15 protein-coding genes are annotated in these 19716 nt (G+C 60.0%); 10 read left to right on the top strand and 5 right to left on the bottom strand.

Translation table 11 applies throughout. The annotated features are described in order from the left end of the window. From ALP40_RS01890 to ALP40_RS01875, 4 genes are all read left to right on the top strand, one after another. Entirely contained in the window at positions 1-633 is a 633-nt protein-coding gene (locus ALP40_RS01890; RefSeq protein ID WP_122206604.1) for a DsbA family protein, read from the top strand. 34 nt (positions 634-667) lie between these two features. Further along, complete coding sequence (locus tag ALP40_RS01885) at positions 668-2452, top strand: ABC transporter ATP-binding protein (protein ID WP_181114846.1); 1785 nt, start codon at positions 668-670, stop codon at positions 2450-2452. Positions 2453-2575: 123 nt separating this feature from the next. After that, a complete protein-coding gene (locus ALP40_RS01880) occupies positions 2576-5038 on the top strand; it encodes an EAL domain-containing protein (RefSeq protein WP_122206602.1) in 2463 nt (820 codons plus the stop codon). Positions 5039-5068: 30 nt separating this feature from the next. Then, positions 5069-5854, top strand: coding sequence for a TenA family transcriptional regulator (locus ALP40_RS01875; protein WP_122206601.1), 786 nt, complete (start codon positions 5069-5071; stop codon positions 5852-5854). 30 nt (positions 5855-5884) lie between these two features. Here ALP40_RS01875 and ALP40_RS01870 read toward each other — a convergent pair whose 3' ends face one another. The 5 genes from ALP40_RS01870 to ALP40_RS01850 form a co-directional block, all read right to left on the bottom strand. Then, complete coding sequence (locus ALP40_RS01870) at positions 5885-6811, bottom strand: GGDEF domain-containing protein (protein ID WP_122206600.1); 927 nt, start codon at positions 6809-6811, stop codon at positions 5885-5887. Positions 6812-7071: 260 nt separating this feature from the next. After that, on the bottom strand, positions 7072-7812 hold the full coding sequence (locus ALP40_RS01865) for a YciK family oxidoreductase (protein WP_122206599.1): 741 nt from the start codon (positions 7810-7812) through the stop codon (positions 7072-7074). Positions 7813-7839: 27 nt separating this feature from the next. Beyond that, positions 7840-8511: an N-acetylmuramic acid 6-phosphate phosphatase MupP gene (gene mupP / locus ALP40_RS01860; protein ID WP_122206598.1), complete on the bottom strand. Its 672-nt coding sequence runs from the start codon at positions 8509-8511 to the stop codon at positions 7840-7842. A gap of 3 nt (positions 8512-8514) precedes the next feature. Continuing rightward, positions 8515-9213, bottom strand: a complete 699-nt coding sequence (gene ubiG / locus ALP40_RS01855; RefSeq protein ID WP_122206597.1) for a bifunctional 2-polyprenyl-6-hydroxyphenol methylase/3-demethylubiquinol 3-O-methyltransferase UbiG — start codon at positions 9211-9213, stop codon at positions 8515-8517. An 82-nt stretch (positions 9214-9295) separates the two neighbouring features. Beyond that, positions 9296-10636 (bottom strand): TRZ/ATZ family hydrolase, encoded by a 1341-nt coding sequence (locus ALP40_RS01850; protein WP_122206596.1) that lies wholly within the window; start codon positions 10634-10636, stop codon positions 9296-9298. Positions 10637-10753: 117 nt separating this feature from the next. On the opposite strand from ALP40_RS01850, the gene mtnA reads away from it, so the two are divergent. The 6 genes from mtnA (at position 10754) to cmk (ending at position 19663) form a co-directional block, all read left to right on the top strand. Then, entirely contained in the window at positions 10754-11830 is a 1077-nt protein-coding gene (gene mtnA / locus ALP40_RS01845) for an S-methyl-5-thioribose-1-phosphate isomerase (RefSeq protein ID WP_122206595.1), read from the top strand. A 304-nt stretch (positions 11831-12134) separates the two neighbouring features. Then, on the top strand, positions 12135-14921 hold the full coding sequence (gene gyrA / locus ALP40_RS01840; protein WP_122206594.1) for a DNA gyrase subunit A: 2787 nt from the start codon (positions 12135-12137) through the stop codon (positions 14919-14921). Between the two features lie 205 nt (positions 14922-15126). Beyond that, positions 15127-16212, top strand: coding sequence for a 3-phosphoserine/phosphohydroxythreonine transaminase (serC, locus tag ALP40_RS01835; protein WP_122206593.1), 1086 nt, complete (start codon positions 15127-15129; stop codon positions 16210-16212). Further along, positions 16212-17306: a prephenate dehydratase gene (gene pheA, locus ALP40_RS01830; RefSeq protein ID WP_122206592.1), complete on the top strand. Its 1095-nt coding sequence runs from the start codon at positions 16212-16214 to the stop codon at positions 17304-17306. The genes serC and pheA overlap by 1 nt, the downstream gene beginning before the upstream one ends. A gap of 75 nt (positions 17307-17381) precedes the next feature. Next, the gene (locus ALP40_RS01825) at positions 17382-18977 is read left to right on the top strand and encodes a prephenate dehydrogenase/arogenate dehydrogenase family protein (protein WP_122206591.1); all 1596 of its coding nucleotides are present in this window, start codon (positions 17382-17384) and stop codon (positions 18975-18977) included. Beyond that, entirely contained in the window at positions 18974-19663 is a 690-nt protein-coding gene (cmk, locus tag ALP40_RS01820; RefSeq protein ID WP_122206590.1) for a (d)CMP kinase, read from the top strand. Before ALP40_RS01825 ends, cmk begins: the two co-directional genes overlap by 4 nt. The last annotated feature ends 53 nt before the right edge of the window (positions 19664-19716 follow it).

Raw genomic sequence — 19716 nt, 5'->3', positions numbered from 1 at the left:
ATGTCCGCCCGCCTGATCTATGTCATGGACCCCATGTGTTCATGGTGCTGGGGCTTTTCCCCGGTTGCCGATGCGCTGGTTCACCAGGCTCGGGCGGAAGGAGTGCCCCTGCATCTGGTCATGGGCGGGCTGCGCTCCGAGGCCGCGCCGCTGGAGGCTTCCAAGCGGCGTTACATCCTTGAGCACTGGCAGTCGGTCGAAGAGGCCACCGGTCAGCCGTTCCTGCGCGAAGGTGCTTTGCCGGAAGGCTTTGTCTACGACACCACGCCGGCCTGCCTCGCGGTCACGGCAGCGCGTTCTCTGGATCCTGAGCGCGCCTGGGAATTGGTCAAACTGATCCAGCAGGCGTTTTATGGCGAAGGCCGCGACGTGACGCGTCCCTCCGTGTTGGCCGAACTGGCCGAACTCGCTGGCCTGTCGCGGCAGGCGTTTGCCGACGCCTTCGACAGCCACGAGCAGCAAGCCGCTACCGCTGCAGACTTTGCCTGGTCGCAGGGTCTGGGTATCGCCGGTTTCCCGACGCTGCTTGCCGAACGTAATGGCCAGTTGGCGCTGCTGACCAATGGTTACCAACCCTTGAGCGAACTGTCGCCGTTGCTCGGCCGATGGCTGGAGCGTGCGGCCAGTGCGTGAGGATTCCACGGGTGATTCGCTCAAGTCCGAAGAGGTGCGGCATGACGCGCTGAGCTGGGCCGAGATTCGTCGGCTCGCCCTGCGTCACAAGAAGGCCCTGTGGGTCGCCAATGGCGTCGCGATACTGGCGACCCTGTGCAGTGTGCCAATTCCGCTGCTGTTGCCCTTGTTGGTCGATGAAGTCTTGCTGGGTCGCGGTGATGCTGCCCTCAAGGTCATGGATCATCTGTTGCCCGACAGCCTGCAAAAGGCGGTGGGTTATATCGGTCTGATGCTGTTGCTGACGCTGATCCTGCGCGCGGGGGCGTTGTTGTTCAACGTTTTGCAGGCCCGGTTGTTCGCCCGGCTGGCCAAGGACATTGTCTACCGCATTCGGCTGCGCCTGATTGAACGCCTCAAACGCATCTCCCTGCGCGAATACGAAAGCCTGGGCAGCGGGATGGTTACAACCCATCTGGTCACTGATCTGGACACCTTGGACAAGTTCGTCGGTGAAACCCTGAGTCGCCTGCTGGTGGCGACGCTGACCCTGGCTGGCACCGCTGGCATCCTGATGTGGATGCACTGGAAGCTGGCACTGCTGATCATGTTGTTCAACCCGCTGGTGATCTTCGTCACGGTCAAACTGGGCAAGCGGGTCAAGCACCTGAAGAAACTGGAAAACGACAGCACGTCGCGGTTTACCCAGGCGTTGAGCGAAACCCTGGATGCCATACAGGAGGTTCGGGCGGGCAATCGCCAGGGTTTTTTCCTGGGGCGGCTGGGCCTGAAGGCCAGGGAAGTTCGCGATTATGCAATCAACTCCCAGTGGAAAAGTGATGCCTCGGGGCGTGCCAGCGGCCTGTTGTTCCAGTTCGGTATCGACATTTTTCGCGCGGCCGCCATGCTCACGGTGCTGTTCTCGGACCTGTCCATCGGCCAGATGCTCGCGGTGTTCAGTTACTTGTGGTTCATGATGACGCCGGTCGAGCAGTTGTTGAACCTGCAATATGCCTACTACGCCGCAGGAGGGGCTCTGACCCGCATCAATGAGCTGCTGGCACGTGGCGACGAGCCGCAGTATGTGGGCACTGTCGATCCGTTCGAAGGGCAGGAAACGGTAGGCATTGAAGTGCGCGGGGTCAGCTTCGGTTATGGCGAAGATTTGGTTCTGGATCAACTTAACCTGACCATCGCTCCCGGCGAAAAGGTCGCCATCGTGGGTGCCAGCGGAGGCGGCAAGAGCACGCTGGTGCAGTTGCTGCTGGGCTTGTACACCGCCCGCAGCGGGACGATTCGCTTCGGCGGTGCGACCCAGCAGGAGATCGGTCTTGAGCGGGTGCGCGAGAACGTCGCGGTGGTTCTTCAACACCCTGCGCTGTTCAACGACACCGTCCGGGCCAACCTGACAATGGGGCGCGATTGCTCCGACGAGGCCTGCTGGCGGGCGTTGGAGGTGGCGCAGCTGGCGCCTGCGATTCGTGAACTGTCCGAAGGGCTGGACAGCATCGTGGGCCGTTCCGGGGTTCGCCTCTCCGGCGGCCAGCGGCAGCGCATGGCCATAGCCCGCATGGTGCTTTCCGATCCCAAGGTGGTCATTCTTGATGAGGCGACCTCAGCGCTGGATGCCGCGACTGAATACAACCTTCATCAGGCATTGGCGCGCTTTCTGCGCAGCCGCACCACGTTGATCATTGCACACCGGCTTTCGGCGGTTAAACAGGCTGACCGTGTCCTGGTATTCGATGGCGGGCGCATTGCCGAGGACGGTGACCATCAACAGCTCATCGCCGATGGTGGCCTTTACGCCAAGCTGTACGGCCATCTGCAACAAATTTGAGTCATTACGCCCCGTATTTACGCAAATGTTGTATCAAGTTCGAAAAAATCATCTGCCATCATTCGCGTATTTAGCCTAGGCTCTGCTCTGAACGATCATTCAGGCACGTGGTGACGCGAACCCATGAAGCAGCCATGGACCTTTCCCAAGCCTCGTTTGACAGGCATCGTGTGGCCCTTCATTGCGGTAGCTTTATTTCAGGCGCTGTTGGGGTGTGTCAGCCTTTACACGATGTCTGCAGTGCGCAGCTATGTGGTCGGCGAGAGCCTCTGGTCCAAAGGTCAGAAGGACGCCATTCATTACCTCGGTCTTTATGCCAATTGGCATGACGAGGCGGACTACCTGAAATACCAGGAGGCTTTTGCGGTTCCGCAAGGCGGCCATGCCCTGCGCGAAGCCCTGGACAGGCCCATACCGTCACTCTCCGACGCCAAAGCCGCCATTCTCCAGGGCGGCAACCACCCGGACGACGCGTCCGGCATCATCTGGATGTACCTTAATTTTCACAATTTCAGCTTCATGAAAACCGCCATCCATTTCTGGATGGTCGGCGACAGCTACCTGACGCAGCTGGATATCTTGGCCAGGGAAATCCATGATCGGGTGCGTGCGGGTGATGTCACGCCTGCCGAAGTCGATCTGTGGCGTGCCCGCATCAAGGCCATTAACGAAGGCGTGGCCCCTGCTGCCAAATCGTTCAGCGATGCGCTGGGAGAAGGGTCCAGGTTCATTCTCAAGCTGCTGGTGGTTATCAACCTGGTGACCGCGTTCGTCCTGATTCTGCTGGCGTTCTGGCGGGTGCGCAAATTGATCGCCCAACGTCGCTTGTTCGCCGATGCCTTGCAACTGGAGCGCGAGCGGGCGCAAATCACGCTGGAATCGATTGGCGACGGTGTGATCACCACCGACGTAAAAGGCGTGATCGTCTACATGAACCCGGCGGCCGAAAGTCTTACGCACTGGAAAAACGGTCAGGCCAACGGCTTGCCGTTGGGCGCACTGTTCAACCTGCTGGACGAGAACGATCAGCGTGACAGCTCCGCGCTCATTGAGCATATCCTCAGCGGCAAGCTCAAGGGCGGCAGCGCCAACACCAAGCTCATTCAGCGGCTTGACGGCAGTACGGTGTCGGTCGCGCTGGTAGGCTCGCTTATCTACACAGACGGCGTGGTCAGTGGCGCGGTGTTGGTGCTGCACGACATGACGCAGGAGCAGCAATACATCGCTAACCTGTCGTGGCAGGCGGCCCACGATGCGCTGACCGGCCTGGTCAACCGCAGCGAGTTCGAACATCGCCTGCAGCACGTTCTGAAGGATGTACAGTCGGGGTCCGTTGGCCATTGCCTGATGTTCCTGGACCTGGACCAGTTCAAGTTGGTCAACGACACCAGTGGCCACGCCGCCGGTGACGAGTTGCTGAGGCACATCTGCAAGGCTTTGCCGCAGGGCCTGCGCGAAGGCGACACCCTGGCGCGGCTGGGCGGCGACGAGTTCGGGGTGCTGTTGGCCGATTGTCCTGCGACGAAAGCCCATGAAATTGCCGAAAATCTGCGTCAGATTGTGCATAGCCTGCACTTCATGTGGAAAGGCCGACCGTTCGTGACCACCGTCAGCATCGGCCTGGTGCACCTGGGCGATGCGCCCGCCACCCTCGAAGCCTCGCTGTGCGCTGCCGACATGGCGTGTTACATGGCCAAGGAAAAGGGGCGCAACCGCATTCAGGTGTACCGTTCCGACGACACGGCCTTGTCGTCGCGCTTTGACGAGATGGCCTGGATTCAGCGACTGCACATTGCGATGGACGAGGACCGCTTCTGTCTGTTTGCGCAGGAGATTGCGTCGATCAGGCAGCCGGGCGATGGCGTGAGGCATATCGAGATTCTACTGCGGCTGCGCGACGAGTCAGGACGCATGGTCGCGCCCGACAGCTTCATACCGGCCGCCGAGCGGTATGGAATGATGACTACACTTGATCGTTGGGTGGTGCATCACGTGTTTCAGGTGATCGCCCGATGCAGGGTTGAGGCTGGGCATCAGTCGCCGCAGGCCATGTGTGCGATCAACCTGTCCGGATCGAGCATCGGCGACGATGCGTTTCTCGCCTATCTGAAGTCGCAGTTCACGCTGTTTGGTGTCACGCCGGGCATGATCTGTTTTGAAATCACTGAAACCAGTGCGATTGCCGACCTGGGCAGTGCCATTCGATTCATCAATGAACTGAAGTCGCTGGGTTGCCTGTTTTCGCTGGACGATTTCTGCTCGGGTATGTCGTCTTTTGCCTACCTCAAGCACCTGCCCGTGGATTTCTTGAAAATCGACGGAAGCTTCGTCAAGGACATGCTCGACAACCCGATCAATCGGGCGATGGTCGAGGTCATCAATAATATCGGTCATGTGATGGGCAAGCGCACCATTGCAGAGTTTGTCGAAACGCCGCAGATCGAGTCTGCTCTGGAGGAAATAGGCGTGGATTTTGCTCAGGGGTATCTGATCGGGCGCCCTGAGTTGTTTACGTGTGAAAGTCTGTACACACACCCCATCCGCCCCGACCCTGTAATGTTCCACTCGCCAGGAACGTTCAGTTAAACCGTATAAGCCACTATAAGGAGCTACACAGTGATCGACACTTTCAATAGAACCGGTCCGCTCATGGAAGCCAGTAGTTACCCGGTCTGGGCTCAGAAGCTGATCACCGACTGCAGCGCAGCCAAGGCGCGCGTGGTCGAGCACGAGTTGTACCAGCACATGCGCGATGCGACGCTCAGTCCTCGAATCATGCGCCACTACCTGATCGGCGGCTGGCCTGTCGTTGAACAATTTGCTGTCTACATGGCCAAGAATTTGACCAAGACCCGCTTCGGTCGGCACCCCGGCGAGGACATGGCGCGTCGATGGCTGATGCGCAACATTCGTGTTGAACTCAACCATGCAGATTACTGGGTAAACTGGTGCGCCGCGCATGGCGTTTCGCTGGACGACCTGCATGCCCAGCAGGTATCCCCCGAGCTGCATGCGTTGAGCCATTGGTGCTGGCAGACCAGTTCGTCGGATTCGCTGGCTGTGGCGATGGCGGCCACCAATTACGCCATTGAAGGGGCGACCGGGGAGTGGTCGGCAGTGGTGTGTTCCACTGGTGCCTACGCTGAGGCGTTCCCGGAGGAGACCCGCAAAAGGGCCATGAAATGGCTCAAGATGCATGCACAGTACGACGATGCGCACCCTTGGGAGGCACTGGAAATTATCTGCACACTGGTAGGCAACAGCCCGAGCCTGCAACTACAGGCCGAGTTGCGTCAGGCAATCACCAAAAGTTACGACTACATGTACCTGTTTTTGGAGCGGTGCATGCAGTTGGAGAAGGTCAAGCCGTCTCGCGAGCGCGCTGCCGTTGCGCAAGCCTAGTAAAACCCTTCAAGCGAGGCGCCTGATACCTCAACTGGCGATGGCCAGACGGTTACGGCCCTCGCGCTTTGCGGCGTAGAGCGCATCGTCCGCTCTGCGCAACAGGCTTTCAGCGGTTTCACTGGGCAGCAGTGTCGAGCAACCCAGGCTCACGGTCGTGGTCAGCGCTGGAGCAACGTCCCTGAAGCGCAGTTCCCGTACTGCCTGACGCAGACGCTCGCCCACGACCGCGGCGCTTGCACCGTCAGTATTGGCCAAAACCACGACAAACTCTTCCCCGCCGTAACGGAATACCCGGTCAATGTTGCGCAGTTGCCCTTTGAGCGCTTGAGCAATGGCCTTGAGCACTTGATCGCCGGTGTAATGGCCATACCCGTCGTTCACGCTCTTGAAATGGTCGATGTCCAGCATCAGCAGCGACAAAGGCTGCTTGTGTCGACGAGAAATGTCGACTTCACGGCTCAGGCTCTGATCCATCGCGACACGATTGCCTGTATTGGTCAGCGCATCGCGAAGCGCACTCTGCGTGGCGAGTCGGTACAGCAGTGCATTCAGCAACGGATAGAGAAGGCAGGCCAGCAGTGTTTCCAGGTCGCGCAACCGGGACGCGTCGATGGGCTGGACAGTCTGGAACTCAAGCTGTCCAATGTCCTCGCCTTCGTGACGCAAATGGAAGTCGATGATGTGATGTGCGTTTTCACCCAAGCGCAATTTCAGATCGCTTTTTTCATGGCGATAGACCAAGCCTTCCAACGGGATAAGTCGCTGAACGCTTTGAAAGAACAGCGTCAGGATTCTTTCGGCTTCCAGGCTGGTCTGCAATTGCAGGCTCAACTGTTTGACCAGTTCAGGCAAGGTCAGGGGCGGCAGTTCGGCGTTGGGACGGTTCCGGAAACCGAGGCATTGCAGCCTGGCAGCATCGAAATCGATTGCATGGGTCTGGGTCGGAGAACTCATCACTTCGCTCCTCAGCACGTGTTGCTGGCTTGGCAGGGTTAGAGCGAAAGTCGTGCCATTCGGTTCACTAACAGTGGGACATTAAATTAATCAACGGGTTAGCGTGTTGCGCTGTCGTCACACGCTGGGATGAACGACGATTTTTTGACTTCTAGGGGGCTTGCGGCACCGACTGACGGTGGGAGGTGGCTTGCCAGCGATGGTGCCTCGCCGCGTACGGCTTCATGTTCATTCAGTGGGTAGCGCCTCGTTCAGGCATCCTACTGCGCGTTCAATGCCTGACCATTGATGCCCTTGCTGTCTGGCCCCATCAGGTACAGGTAGACCGGCATGATGTCTTCAGGCGCCGGATTATTCAGCGGGTTTTCGGCTGGATAGGCCTGGGCACGCATGCTGGTGCGGGTTGCGCCAGGGTTGATGCTGTTGGCCCTTACCGCCGCTACATCTTCCAGTTCGTCGGCCAACGTCTGCATCAGGCCTTCGGTGGCGAATTTCGACACGCCATAGGCGCCCCAGTGAGCGCGACCCTTGCGACCCACGCTGCTGGAGGTGAAAACCACCGATGCGTCTTGAGAGCGCTTGAGCAGCGGCAGAAGTGCATGTGTCAGCATGAACGTCGAATTGACGTTAATGTGCATGACACGTGCAAAGTCTTCGCCTGACAGCTGATCAAGCGGTGTGCGCGGTCCGATGATCGATGCATTGTGCAGCAGGCCATCCAGGTGACCGAACTCGGTTTCGATCATGGTCGCCAGCTCTTCGTAATGTCGAGGCAGGGCCGGTTCCAGATCGAAGGGGATCACGACCGGTTGAGGCTGGCCAGCGGCTTCGATTTCGTCGTAGATCTGAGTGAGGCTCGCTTCGGTCCGGCCCAGCAGCAGGACGGTCGCGCCATGTGCGGCATAGGTTCTGGCCGCTGCAGCACCAATGCCCCGGCCAGCGCCGGTCACGAGGATCACCCGGTCCTTGAGCAGGTCAGGGCGAGCGGAATAATCAAACATGAAACACCTCGAGCGATGGGCTGTGGCTCAGCAACTGCACAGGGCGTTGTCCAGTACCTTGCGCAATTGCAGCGGATGATCGACCACGACGTCGGCGCCCCAGTGATCGGGATTGTCGTTGGGGTGGATGTAACCGTAGCGCACGGCGGCCGTACGTGTGCCGGCATCGCGGCCCGATTCGATGTCACGCAGGTCGTCGCCGACGAACAGGACGCTGGAAGGATCCAGGCCCAGCATCTTGCACGCCAGGGTCAGCGGTTCAGGATGCGGTTTGCTGTGCGTAACGTGGTCCGGGCAGATCAGCAGCGCCGAGCGCTCGGACAGGCCCAGTTGTTCCATGATCGGCTGAGCGAAGCGCACCGGTTTGTTGGTGACGACGCCCCAGATCAGTCCGGCCTTCTCGATGTCCGCCAGCAGTTCGGCCATACCGTCGAATAGCTTGCTGTGGACGGCGCAGTCACGTTGGTAGCGCTCAAGAAACTCCAGGCGCAAGGCCTCGAACTCCGGCTCGTTAGGCGACATGGCGAACGTCGCCGCAACCATCGCCTTGGCACCGCCTGATATTTCATCGCGAATCAGCTTGTCCGACACTGCCGGGAAGCCGCGATCGGCCAGCATCGCCTGGGAAATGGCGATGAAGTCCGGTGCGGTGTCGAGCAGTGTGCCGTCCATGTCGAATAAGACCGCTCTCAAGCGCATGCCTTAGGCCTCCCGCAGGGTCTGGATCATGTAATTGACGTCGACATCCGAGGCCAGCTTGTAATGCTTGGTCAACGGATTGTAGGTCAGGCCGGTGATGTCTTTGACCTGCAAGCCTGCGTCACGGCTCCAGGCGCCCAGTTCGGAAGGGCGGATGAATTTCTTGAAGTCATGGGTGCCACGCGGCAGAAGGCCCAGAATGTACTCGGCACCGACTACCGCGAACAGGTAAGCCTTTGGATTGCGATTGATCGTGGAGAAGAACACCTGGCCGCCCGGCTTGACCATGCGGTAGCAGGCGCGGATCACCGAGGAAGGGTCCGGTACGTGCTCCAGCATTTCAAGGCAGGTGACGACGTCGAACTGCTCGGGCATCTCTTCGGCCATGTCTTCTGCCGTGATCTGCCGATACTCGACGCTCACACCCGATTCCAGTTGATGCAATTGGGCTACGGCCAACGGCGCTTCGCCCATGTCGATACCGGTCACGGTCGCGCCTCGCAAGGCCATCGCCTCACTCAGGATGCCGCCGCCGCAACCGACGTCCAGCACCTTCTTGCCGGCCAGACTGACGCGTTCGTCGATCCAGTTGACGCGCAACGGGTTGATATCGTGCAGCGGCTTGAATTCGCTCTCGCGGTCCCACCAGCGATGGGCCAGTGCCTCGAATTTGGCGATTTCTGCGCGGTCGACGTTGCTCATGGGGTATCCCTCTTGAACTCAAAATTCGTTTTCATCTGTCTGGCTATAGATAACCAGACAGTCATCTGTTCGGTTTGATCAGTCAGAGCGTTTCTTCGCCGTGCCCGGAAATGCGCTGGCCCCAGGCCATAGCGGTATCTCGTAGCGCCTGTTCATCCATACGGGTCAGGCGGCGATTGTCGAGTAAGGGTTTGCCAGCCACCCAGACGTGACTCACGCAGTCGCGGCCGGTTGCATAGATAAGCTGGGAAACCGGGTCGTAGATCGGTTGCTGGGCGAGCCCGGACAGGTCGAATGCCACGATGTCGGCCGCTTTGCCCAGTTCCAGCGAGCCGGTTTCAGCCTGAATGCCCAGCGCACGTGCGCCATTGAGCGTGGCCATGCGCAGAGCGCGGTGGGCGTCCAGCGCCGTGGCCGAACCGGCAACAGCCTTGGCGAGCAGGGCTGCGGTGCGGGTTTCGCCTAGTAGGTCCAGGTCATTGTTGCTGGCGGCGCCGTCGGTGCCCACGGCCACATTGACGCCCGCTTGCCACAGGCGTTCCACCGGGCAGAAGCCGCTGGCCAGTTTCAGGTTGGATTCGGGGCAATGGATGATGTTGGTGTTGCTTTCGACCAGCAGGGCCAGATCCTCGTCGCTGATCTGCGTCATGTGCACCGCTTGAAAGCGCGGGCCCAGCAAACCCAGGCGGTGCAGGCGCGCCAGCGGGCGTTCCTGATGCTGCTCCACGGCCTGTTCGACTTCAAACGCTGTCTCGTGTACGTGCATTTGAATCATCGCATCGAGTTCGTCGGCGATCACCCGGACCTTTTCCAGGTTCTCGTCGCCCACGGTATAGGGCGCGTGTGGGCCAAAGGCGATTCGGATGCGGGGGTGGTGAGCCAGATCGTTGAACAGCTCGATCCCGGCGTGCAGGGCTTCGTCGGTGGTGCGGGCGCCTGGAATCGGAAAGTCCAGCACCGGTACGGTGATTTGTGCGCGTATACCGCTGGCATGAACGCGCTCGGCGGCCACCTTGGGGTAGAAATACATGTCCGAGAAACAGGTGATGCCACCCTTGAGCTGTTCGGCGATGGCCAGATCGGTCCCGTCGCGCACAAAGGCTTCGTCGACCCATTTGCCTTCGGCAGGCCAGATGTGGTCCTGCAGCCAGGTCATCAGTGGCAGGTCATCGGCCAGGCCCCTGAACAGCGTCATCGCGGCGTGGCCATGCGCATTGATCAGGCCGGGGCTGAGCAGCGTGCCCGCAAGCTCCAGAACCTGCATGGCGTCTTGCTTCAAGGCCTCGGCCCTTGGACCTATGTAGGCGATGAGCCCGTCGCGGATGCCGATGCCGTGTTCCTTGAGAACCACGCCTGCGGGCTCGACCGGCACCAGCCATGTGGGCAGGAGCAGAAGATCGAGCGGTGCTGTGGCGTTCGGCATGACAGGTTTCCATAGCTTATTACGGTGATGGCGAAGTATACCCGAGCGTCTTGGCGGGCGGCTCGCTATAATCAGCCGCTTTTGATTCTGGCTATGGATTTGACGATGGAGTGGGCGATGCGCGATCGACTGTTGGCTGCGGAGAAAGTAAAGGCCATCGATTGGCGAGATAACGCTCTGTACCTGCTGGACCAGCGGGTGCTGCCGTTCGAAGAAACCTGGCATGCCTACACCAGCGCGGCGGGTGTGACCGAGGCCATTCGCTCGATGGTGGTGCGTGGCGCGCCAGCCATCGGCATCAGTGCGGCGTATGGGGTGGTGCTCGGCGCGCGCGCGCGTATCGCGGCGGGCGGGGACTGGCGGGCGTCGCTGGAAGAGGATTTCCGGCAGCTTGCGGATTCGCGTCCTACGGCCGTCAACCTGTTCTGGGCGTTGAATCGGATGCGTGACCGGCTGCAGCGCTTGAAGGCGACCGATGACCCTCTGGCTGTTCTGGAAGCCGAAGCCGTGGCCATTCACCTGAGTGATCGTGAGGCCAATCTGACGATGGCTCAGCTCGGTGCCGACCTGATCCGCAAGAATCAAGGCAATCTGCAAACTGTGCTGACCCACTGCAACACCGGTGCGCTGGCCACCGGCGGCTTCGGTACGGCGCTGGGCGTCATCCGCGCCGCACACCTGGAAGGCATGATCGAGCGCGTTTACGCCGATGAAACCCGTCCGTGGCTGCAGGGTTCCCGGCTGACCGCGTGGGAGCTGGCCAACGAAGGCATCCCCGTGACCTTGAACGCCGATTCAGCAGCCGCTCACCTGATGCGCACCAAGGGCGTTACCTGGGTAATCGTCGGTGCCGATCGCATCACCGCCAATGGCGACGTAGCGAACAAGATTGGCACCTACCAACTGGCCGTCGCTGCCATGCACCACGGTGTACGTTTCATGGTGGTGGCGCCGAGTTCGACCATCGACATGGAAATGGCCAGCGGTGAAGACATCGTCATCGAGGAGCGCGACGGTCGCGAGCTGCTTGAGGTGGGCGGCCAGCGGGTCGGGGCCGAGGTCGATGCCTTTAATCCCGTGTTCGATGTGACGCCTGCGGATCTCATCGACGCCATCGTGACCGAAAAGGGCGTTGTCGAGCGTCCCGACACTGCCAAGATGGCGCAATTGATGAGCCGTAAACATCTTCACTGAAATTTCATGTCTGGGCGCTTGCCTGTCGAGCGTCCTGTCTGAAAGGGTCTGTAAGCGCCTCTCAGGCGTCCTGCGGGCACATGGCTCGTTTTCAGCGCTTGCAAAGGATGTGAGCGCCTCGGCGATTGTGGTAACATCCGGCGGTTTCCAGGGACGCTATAAATAGCCTCCCGCACTGCGCAGATCCAAGTCTTAACTCATTGATTTGTCGTAAGTCGTTGCCCGGCACATGCTGGCAGCGGCGAGCTTCGTTTACCCCGAATGGGTTTGCGAGGTTTCACCAGAAAAAGGAATCAGGCTTCTCATGGGCGAACTGGCCAAAGAAATCCTCCCGGTCAATATCGAAGACGAGCTGAAACAGTCCTACCTCGACTACGCAATGAGCGTTATCGTCGGTCGAGCTCTGCCGGATGCGCGCGATGGCTTGAAGCCCGTGCACCGGCGCGTATTGTTCGCAATGAGCGAACTGGGCAACGACTGGAACAAGCCGTACAAGAAATCCGCCCGTGTGGTTGGTGACGTGATCGGTAAGTACCACCCGCACGGCGACACGGCTGTCTACGACACCATCGTTCGTATGGCTCAACCGTTCTCGCTGCGCTACCTGCTGGTCGACGGTCAGGGCAACTTCGGTTCGGTCGATGGCGATAACGCCGCGGCCATGCGATACACCGAAGTGCGCATGACCAAGCTGGCTCACGAGCTGCTGGCCGACCTGCACAAGGAAACCGTGGACTGGGTGCCGAACTACGACGGCACCGAGATGATCCCCGCGGTCATGCCGACCCGTATTCCCAACCTGCTGGTCAACGGCTCAAGCGGTATCGCCGTGGGCATGGCGACCAATATTCCGCCGCACAACCTGGGTGAAGTCATCGACGGTTGCCTGGCGCTGATCGACAACCCCGAGTTGACGGTCGACGAATTGATGCAGTACATCCCGGGCCCCGACTTCCCGACAGCTGCGATCATCAACGGTCGCGCCGGCATCATCGAAGCCTATCGCACCGGTCGCGGCCGCATTTACATGCGTGCCCGCTCCATCGTCGAAGACATCGACAAGGTCGGCGGTCGCCAGCAGATCGTCATCACCGAACTGCCGTACCAGTTGAACAAGGCGCGTCTGATCGAGAAGATCGCCGAACTGGTCAAAGAGAAGAAGCTGGAAGGTATCACCGAACTGCGCGACGAGTCCGACAAGGACGGTATGCGCGTTGTGATCGAGCTGCGTCGCGGCGAAGTGCCTGAGGTTATCCTCAACAATCTTTATGCCCAGACCCAGCTGCAAAGCGTTTTCGGCATCAACATCGTTGCGCTGATCGATGGTCGTCCGCGAATCCTGAACCTCAAGGACCTGCTGGAAGCCTTCGTTCGTCACCGTCGCGAAGTCGTCACCCGTCGTACCGTATTCGAACTGCGCAAGGCCCGTGAGCGCGGCCATATCCTTGAAGGCCAGGCGGTTGCGCTGTCCAACATCGATCCGGTCATCGCCCTCATCAAGGCGTCGCCGACACCGGCCGAAGCCAAGGAAGCGCTGATCAGCACGCCTTGGGAATCGAGCGCGGTGGTCGAGATGGTCGAGCGCGCCGGTGCCGACTCGTGCCGTCCGGAGAACCTCGACCCGCAATACGGTCTGCGCGAAGGCAAGTACTTCCTGTCGCCGGAACAGGCACAGGCCATTCTGGAGCTGCGTCTGCACCGTCTGACCGGCCTGGAGCACGAAAAGCTGCTGGGTGAATATCAGGAAATCCTGACCCAGATCGGCGAGCTGATCCGCATCCTGAACAGCGCTACGCGCCTGATGGAAGTGATCCGCGAAGAACTGGAACTGATCCGCTCCGAATACGGCGATGCCCGTCGCACCGAGATTCTCGATGCGCGTCTGGACCTCACCCTGGGTGATCTGATCACCGAAGAAGAACGCGTCGTGACCATTTCCCATGGTGGCTATGCCAAGACCCAGCCTCTGGCGGTCTATCAGGCGCAGCGCCGTGGCGGTAAGGGCAAGTCGGCGACCGGCATCAAGGATGAGGACTACATCGCTCACCTGCTGGTTGCCAACAGCCACACTACGTTGTTGATGTTCTCCAGCAAGGGCAAGGTGTACTGGCTCAAGACCTACGAGATCCCGGAGGCCTCCCGTGCCGCCCGTGGTCGTCCGCTGGTCAACCTGTTGCCGCTGAGCGACGGCGAGTACATCACTACGATGCTGCCGGTGGATCTGGAAGCCATGCGCAAGCGGGCTGACGAAGAAGGCGAAGCGCTTGAAGGCGAGCTGGTCGACGATGCGGAAAACAGCAACGAGACCGAAGACGAGCGCAAGGCGCGCGTCAAGGCTGCAGACAAGAAGAAGGCTCCGTTCATCTTCATGTCCACCGCCAACGGTACAGTCAAGAAAACCCCTCTGGTGGCGTTCAGCCGTCAGCGCAGCTCAGGCCTGATTGCACTTGAGCTGGACGAGGGCGACATCCTGATCTCCGCTGCCATTACCGATGGTGAGCAGGAAATCATGTTGTTCTCCGACGGCGGCAAGGTGACACGCTTCAAAGAGTCCGACGTTCGTGCGATGGGTCGTACCGCTCGCGGCGTGCGCGGCATGCGTCTGCCGGAAGGTCAGAAACTGATCTCGATGCTGATTCCGGAAGAGGGCAGCCAGATTTTGACCGCTTCCGAGCGCGGCTACGGCAAGCGTACGGCCATCTCCGAGTTCCCGGAATACAAGCGTGGCGGTCAGGGCGTGATCGCAATGGTCAGCAACGAGCGTAACGGCCGTCTGGTCGGCGCGGTTCAGGTGCTCGATGGCGAGGAGATCATGCTGATCTCCGACCAGGGCACGTTGGTGCGTACTCGTGTCGGCGAAGTGTCGAGCCTGGGTCGTAACACTCAGGGCGTGACCCTGATCAAACTCGCCAGCGACGAAAAGCTGGTGGGTCTGGAACGTGTTCAGGAGCCATCGGAAGTCGAAGGCGAAGAGCTGCTGGAAGGCGAAGAGGGCGTTGATGCTCTGGTCGCGGATGGCGCCGAGCCAGGCGATGCCGGTGAGGATCTGCAGGTCGATGCCGCATCGGATGACGATGAATCGCAGGGCTAAGCTGTAACGTAAATCAGGTAAGGGCTGGCTCGTCTGTGAGTGCATGTGCATCTCAGGCAAGTCCAGCCCTTACGGCATTCGGCCAGCGCTACGGGCGAATCGGAATTCCTGCCGAAGCTGTCGGAGACCGGAAACCGCTGTTTCTTCTCTGACGGTCTTGTGCAAAGACAGTGCGTAAAGACCAACGTGTTTGACGAGAGTGGATATGACCAAGCGAGCCTTTAACTTCTGCGCAGGTCCTGCTGCGCTTCCTGAAGCTGTTCTGCTGCGTGCTCAGGCCGAGCTCCTGGACTGGCATGGCAAAGGCCTGTCGGTCATGGAAATGAGCCACCGCAGCGATGAGTTCGTCTCCATCGCCACCAAGGCCGAGCAGGACCTGCGTGACCTGCTGTCCATTCCCTCCAACTACAAAGTGCTGTTCCTGCAAGGCGGCGCCAGCCAGCAATTTGCGCAGATCGCGCTGAACCTGCTGCCTGAGAACGGCAAAGCCGACTACATCGACACCGGCATCTGGTCGCAAAAGGCAATTGAAGAGGCTTCCCGTTACGGCCACGTCAATGTGGCGGCGAGCGCCAAACCGTATGACTACTTCGCCATTCCCGGCCAGAACGAGTGGACGCTGTCCAAGGATGCGGCCTACGTTCACTACGCGCCGAATGAAACCATCGGCGGTCTGGAATTCAACTGGATTCCGGAAACCGGTGACGTGCCGCTGGTCGCCGACATGTCTTCGGACATCCTGTCGCGTCCTGTGGATATCTCGCGTTTTGGCATGATCTACGCCGGTGCCCAAAAGAACATTGGCCCGAGCGGTATTGTTGTCGTGATCATTCGCGAGGACCTGCTGGGTCGTGCGCGTTCGTTGTGCCCGACCATGCTCAATTACAAGGTCGCGGCTGACAATGGCTCGATGTACAACACGCCGCCGACGCTTGCGTGGTATCTGTCGGGGCTGGTCTTCGAGTGGCTCAAAGAGCAGGGCGGTGTCGAAGCAATCGGCAAGCTGAACGACATCAAACAGCGCACGCTGTATGACTTCATCGATGCCAGTGAGCTGTACAGCAACCCGATCAACACGCCTGATCGCTCGTGGATGAACGTGCCGTTCCGGCTCGCCGACGATCGTCTGGACAAGCCGTTCCTGGCCGGCGCCGACGCTGCCGGTCTGCTCAATCTGAAAGGCCACCGCTCGGTCGGCGGCATGCGCGCTTCTATCTATAACGCAGTGGACATCCATGCAGTCAATGCGCTGGTGGCCTACATGAAAGATTTCGAGAAGGAGCACGGCTGATGTCCGAACAGGAACTCAAGGCGCTACGCGTCCGTATCGACAGCCTCGACGAGAAGGTTCTGGAGCTGATCAGCGAGCGCGCTCGCTGTGCGCAGGAAGTCGCCCGGGTCAAAATGTCTGCCCTGGCTGAGGGCGAAGCGCCTGTGTTCTATCGCCCGGAGCGCGAGGCTGCAGTACTCAAGCGCGTTATGGAGCGCAATCGCGGTCCATTGAGCAATGAGGAAATGGCGCGTCTGTTCCGCGAGATCATGTCTTCCTGTCTGGCGCTCGAGCAGCCGTTGAAAGTCGCCTACCTGGGGCCGGAAGGCACGTTCACCCAGGCTGCGGCCATGAAGCACTTCGGTCACGCGGTGATCAGTCTGCCGATGGCGGCCATCGATGAGGTGTTCCGTGAGGTCGTGGCCGGTGCCGTGAACTTTGGCGTCGTGCCGGTGGAGAACTCCACCGAAGGCGCGGTCAACCATACGCTCGACAGCTTTCTCGAACATGACATGGTGATCTGTGGCGAAGTCGAGTTGCGCATTCACCACCACCTGCTGGTCGGTGAGAGCACCAAGACCGAAAGCATCTCGCGTATCTATTCGCATGCCCAGTCGCTGGCCCAGTGCCGCAAATGGCTGGACGCCCACTACCCGAACGTCGAGCGCGTCGCCGTGGCCAGCAATGCAGAGGCGGCAAAGCGCGTCAAGAGTGAGTGGAACTCCGCGGCCATCGCTGGCGACATGGCGGCAGGCCTTTACGGTCTGACGCGTCTGGCGGAAAAAATCGAAGACCGTCCTGACAACTCCACGCGTTTCCTGATCATCGGCAGCCAGGAAGTCCCGCCGACCGGCGACGACAAAACCTCGATCATCGTGTCGATGAGCAACAAACCGGGTGCCTTGCACGAACTGCTGGTGCCGTTTCACGAAAACGGCCTGGACCTGACGCGCATCGAAACCCGTCCGTCGCGAAGCGGCAAGTGGACCTACGTGTTCTTTATCGACTTCGTGGGGCATCACAGGGATCCATTGGTCAAGGCGGTGCTTGAGCAGATCAGCCATGAAGCCGTGGCCTTGAAGGTGTTGGGTTCCTACCCGAAAGCCGTTCTGTGAGGGGGCGATCCATGAGCAATCTGTCTTTCGCCTCCAGGTGCCGCGAAAGCCTTTCGGGGTTTCAGGTATTTTCGCGTGATTGAAGTCCTGTCAGAGCGAGCGACCGCTCCGCTCATCGGGCGCCTGGTCGTCGTTGGCCTCGGGCTGATCGGCGGTTCGTTCGCCAAAGGTGTGCGTGAAAGTGGTCTTTGTCGGGAAGTGGTCGGGGTGGATCTCGACCCGCAGTCGCGCAAGCTGGCCATTGAGCTGGGTGTGGTTGACCGTTGCGAAGAAAGTCTCGCGGTTGCCTGCCGTGGTGCTGACGTTATCCAGTTGGCTGTCCCTATTCTGGCAATGGAGAAACTGCTGGCACTGCTCGCACCCCTCGATCTGGGTCGTGCGGTGTTGACCGACGTTGGCAGTGCCAAGGGCAATGTCGTTCGCGCAGCACGCCAGGCGTTTGGCTGCATGCCTTCGCGTTTTGTGCCCGGCCACCCGATTGCGGGGTCGGAGCAGAGTGGCGTGGAGGCGTCCAATGCCGGTCTGTTTCGCAGGCACAAAGTCATTCTGACGCCGCTGGCTGAAACCGATGTCGATGCCGTGGCGCTGGTCGATCGGCTTTGGTCGGCACTGGGCGCCGATGTCGAGCACATGCAGGTCGAGCGTCATGACGAAGTGCTGGCTGCGACCAGTCATCTGCCCCATCTGCTGGCGTTTGGTCTGGTGGACTCGCTGGCCAAGCGCAACGAAAACCTGGACATATTCAGGTACGCGGCCGGTGGTTTTCGCGATTTCACGCGTATCGCAGGCAGTGATCCGGTGATGTGGCATGACATTTTTCTGGCCAACCGCGACGCAGTGCTACGAACGCTGGACACCTTTCGCAGTGATCTTGATGCGCTGCGTGACGCCGTGGATGCCGGTGATGGTCATCAGTTGCAACGGGTGTTTACCCGCGCCCGTGCCGCCCGTGAACATTTCGGCAGAATCCTCGCGCTGCGTGCGAAGGGAGAGGTGAGGGCGGCCGACATGCAGGGCGTTGCGGCTGGCAGCGCCCGTCATCGTATCGAGGGGCCGTTGGATAATGCCTCGGCGGCGCTGTTCATGGTGGCCGCCTCTATCAGCGAATCCGTCGATCTGCTGCTCGAAAGTGTCAGCATCGACACAGCCTGCACCGGTGTCATCGATGTGTTGCGCCTGATGGGCGGGGATGTGGTGCTGCATGACGTTCGAAGCCGGGCGGGCGAAACCGTTGCCGACGTGCATGTGCGTTCCGCCCGCTTGCGAGGTGCCGACATTCCTGAAGCACTCGTTCCATTGGCTTTTGGAGCGTTTCCTGTGCTGTGCATTGCCGCAGCGTGTGCTGAAGGGCGTACCATTCTGCGCGGTGCGCAAGAATTGCGCGGCAGTGAACTTGAAACCGTGCGGCTCATGGCGGCTGGCCTGAGTGCGCTGGGTATCGAGGTTGAACCTGCGCCGGACGGCATCATTATTGAAGGCGGTGTACCGGGCGGCGGCGAGATCGACGCGCACGACGATCAGCGCGTCGCAATGGCTTTCAGCGTCGCTGCATTGCAAGCGTCGGGCCCTGTGCATATTCATGATTGTGCAAATGTTGCTCCATCGTTTCCCCATTTTCTGGCGCTGTGCGCTCAAGTCGGCATGCATATAGCGCAAGAGGACAAAAAGTGAAGATCAAAGCACCTGTTATAACCATCGACGGACCCAGCGGTTCGGGCAAAGGCACCGTAGCCGGGTTACTGGCCGCAAAGCTGGGCTGGTGCCTGCTCGACTCGGGGGCGCTCTATCGCCTGCTGGCTTTCGCTGCACGCAATCACGGCGTTGATCTGACCAACGAAGAAGCCCTCAAGCTGTTGGCGGCTCACCTTGACGTGCAGTTCGAGGCGTCAGTGTCCGGGCATGGGCAGCGTATCGTCCTTGAGGGTGAAGACGTGACCCAGGCGATTCGCAACGAACAGATCGGCAGTGGCGCTTCGCAGGTGGCTTCGCTGCCAGCGGTGCGCGATGCCCTTCTGCAGCGCCAGCGCGCTTTTCAGGAAGAGCCGGGCCTTGTGGCAGACGGGCGCGACATGGGTACCGTCGTGTTTCCTGATGCGCCATTGAAGATATTCCTCACCGCCAGCGCCGAGGAGCGTGCAAGACGGCGTTACTTGCAGTTGAAGGCCAAGGGCGATGATGTTAGTCTGTCGAGTCTGCTAGATGAGATATGTGCACGCGACGAGCGTGACACCCAGCGAGCGGTAGCACCGCTCAAACCGGCGCACGACGCCATACAGCTGGATTCCACTGAATTGTCCATCGAGCAGGTGCTGGAACGCATCATGAGTGAAGTCGCCTTGCGCGATATCGCCGGATGACCAAGGAGCCAGGCAGGAGACCAGACCCCGTCCTGCAGGCTTCCTTTTATATG

Origin of the sequence: Pseudomonas viridiflava, assembly GCF_003702045.1 — a bacterium.
Classification (GTDB): Bacteria; Pseudomonadota; Gammaproteobacteria; order Pseudomonadales; family Pseudomonadaceae; genus Aquipseudomonas; species Aquipseudomonas viridiflava_C.
Note: the sequence above shows the minus strand (reverse complement) of the source record. Positions and strands in the feature narration are given on the sequence as shown.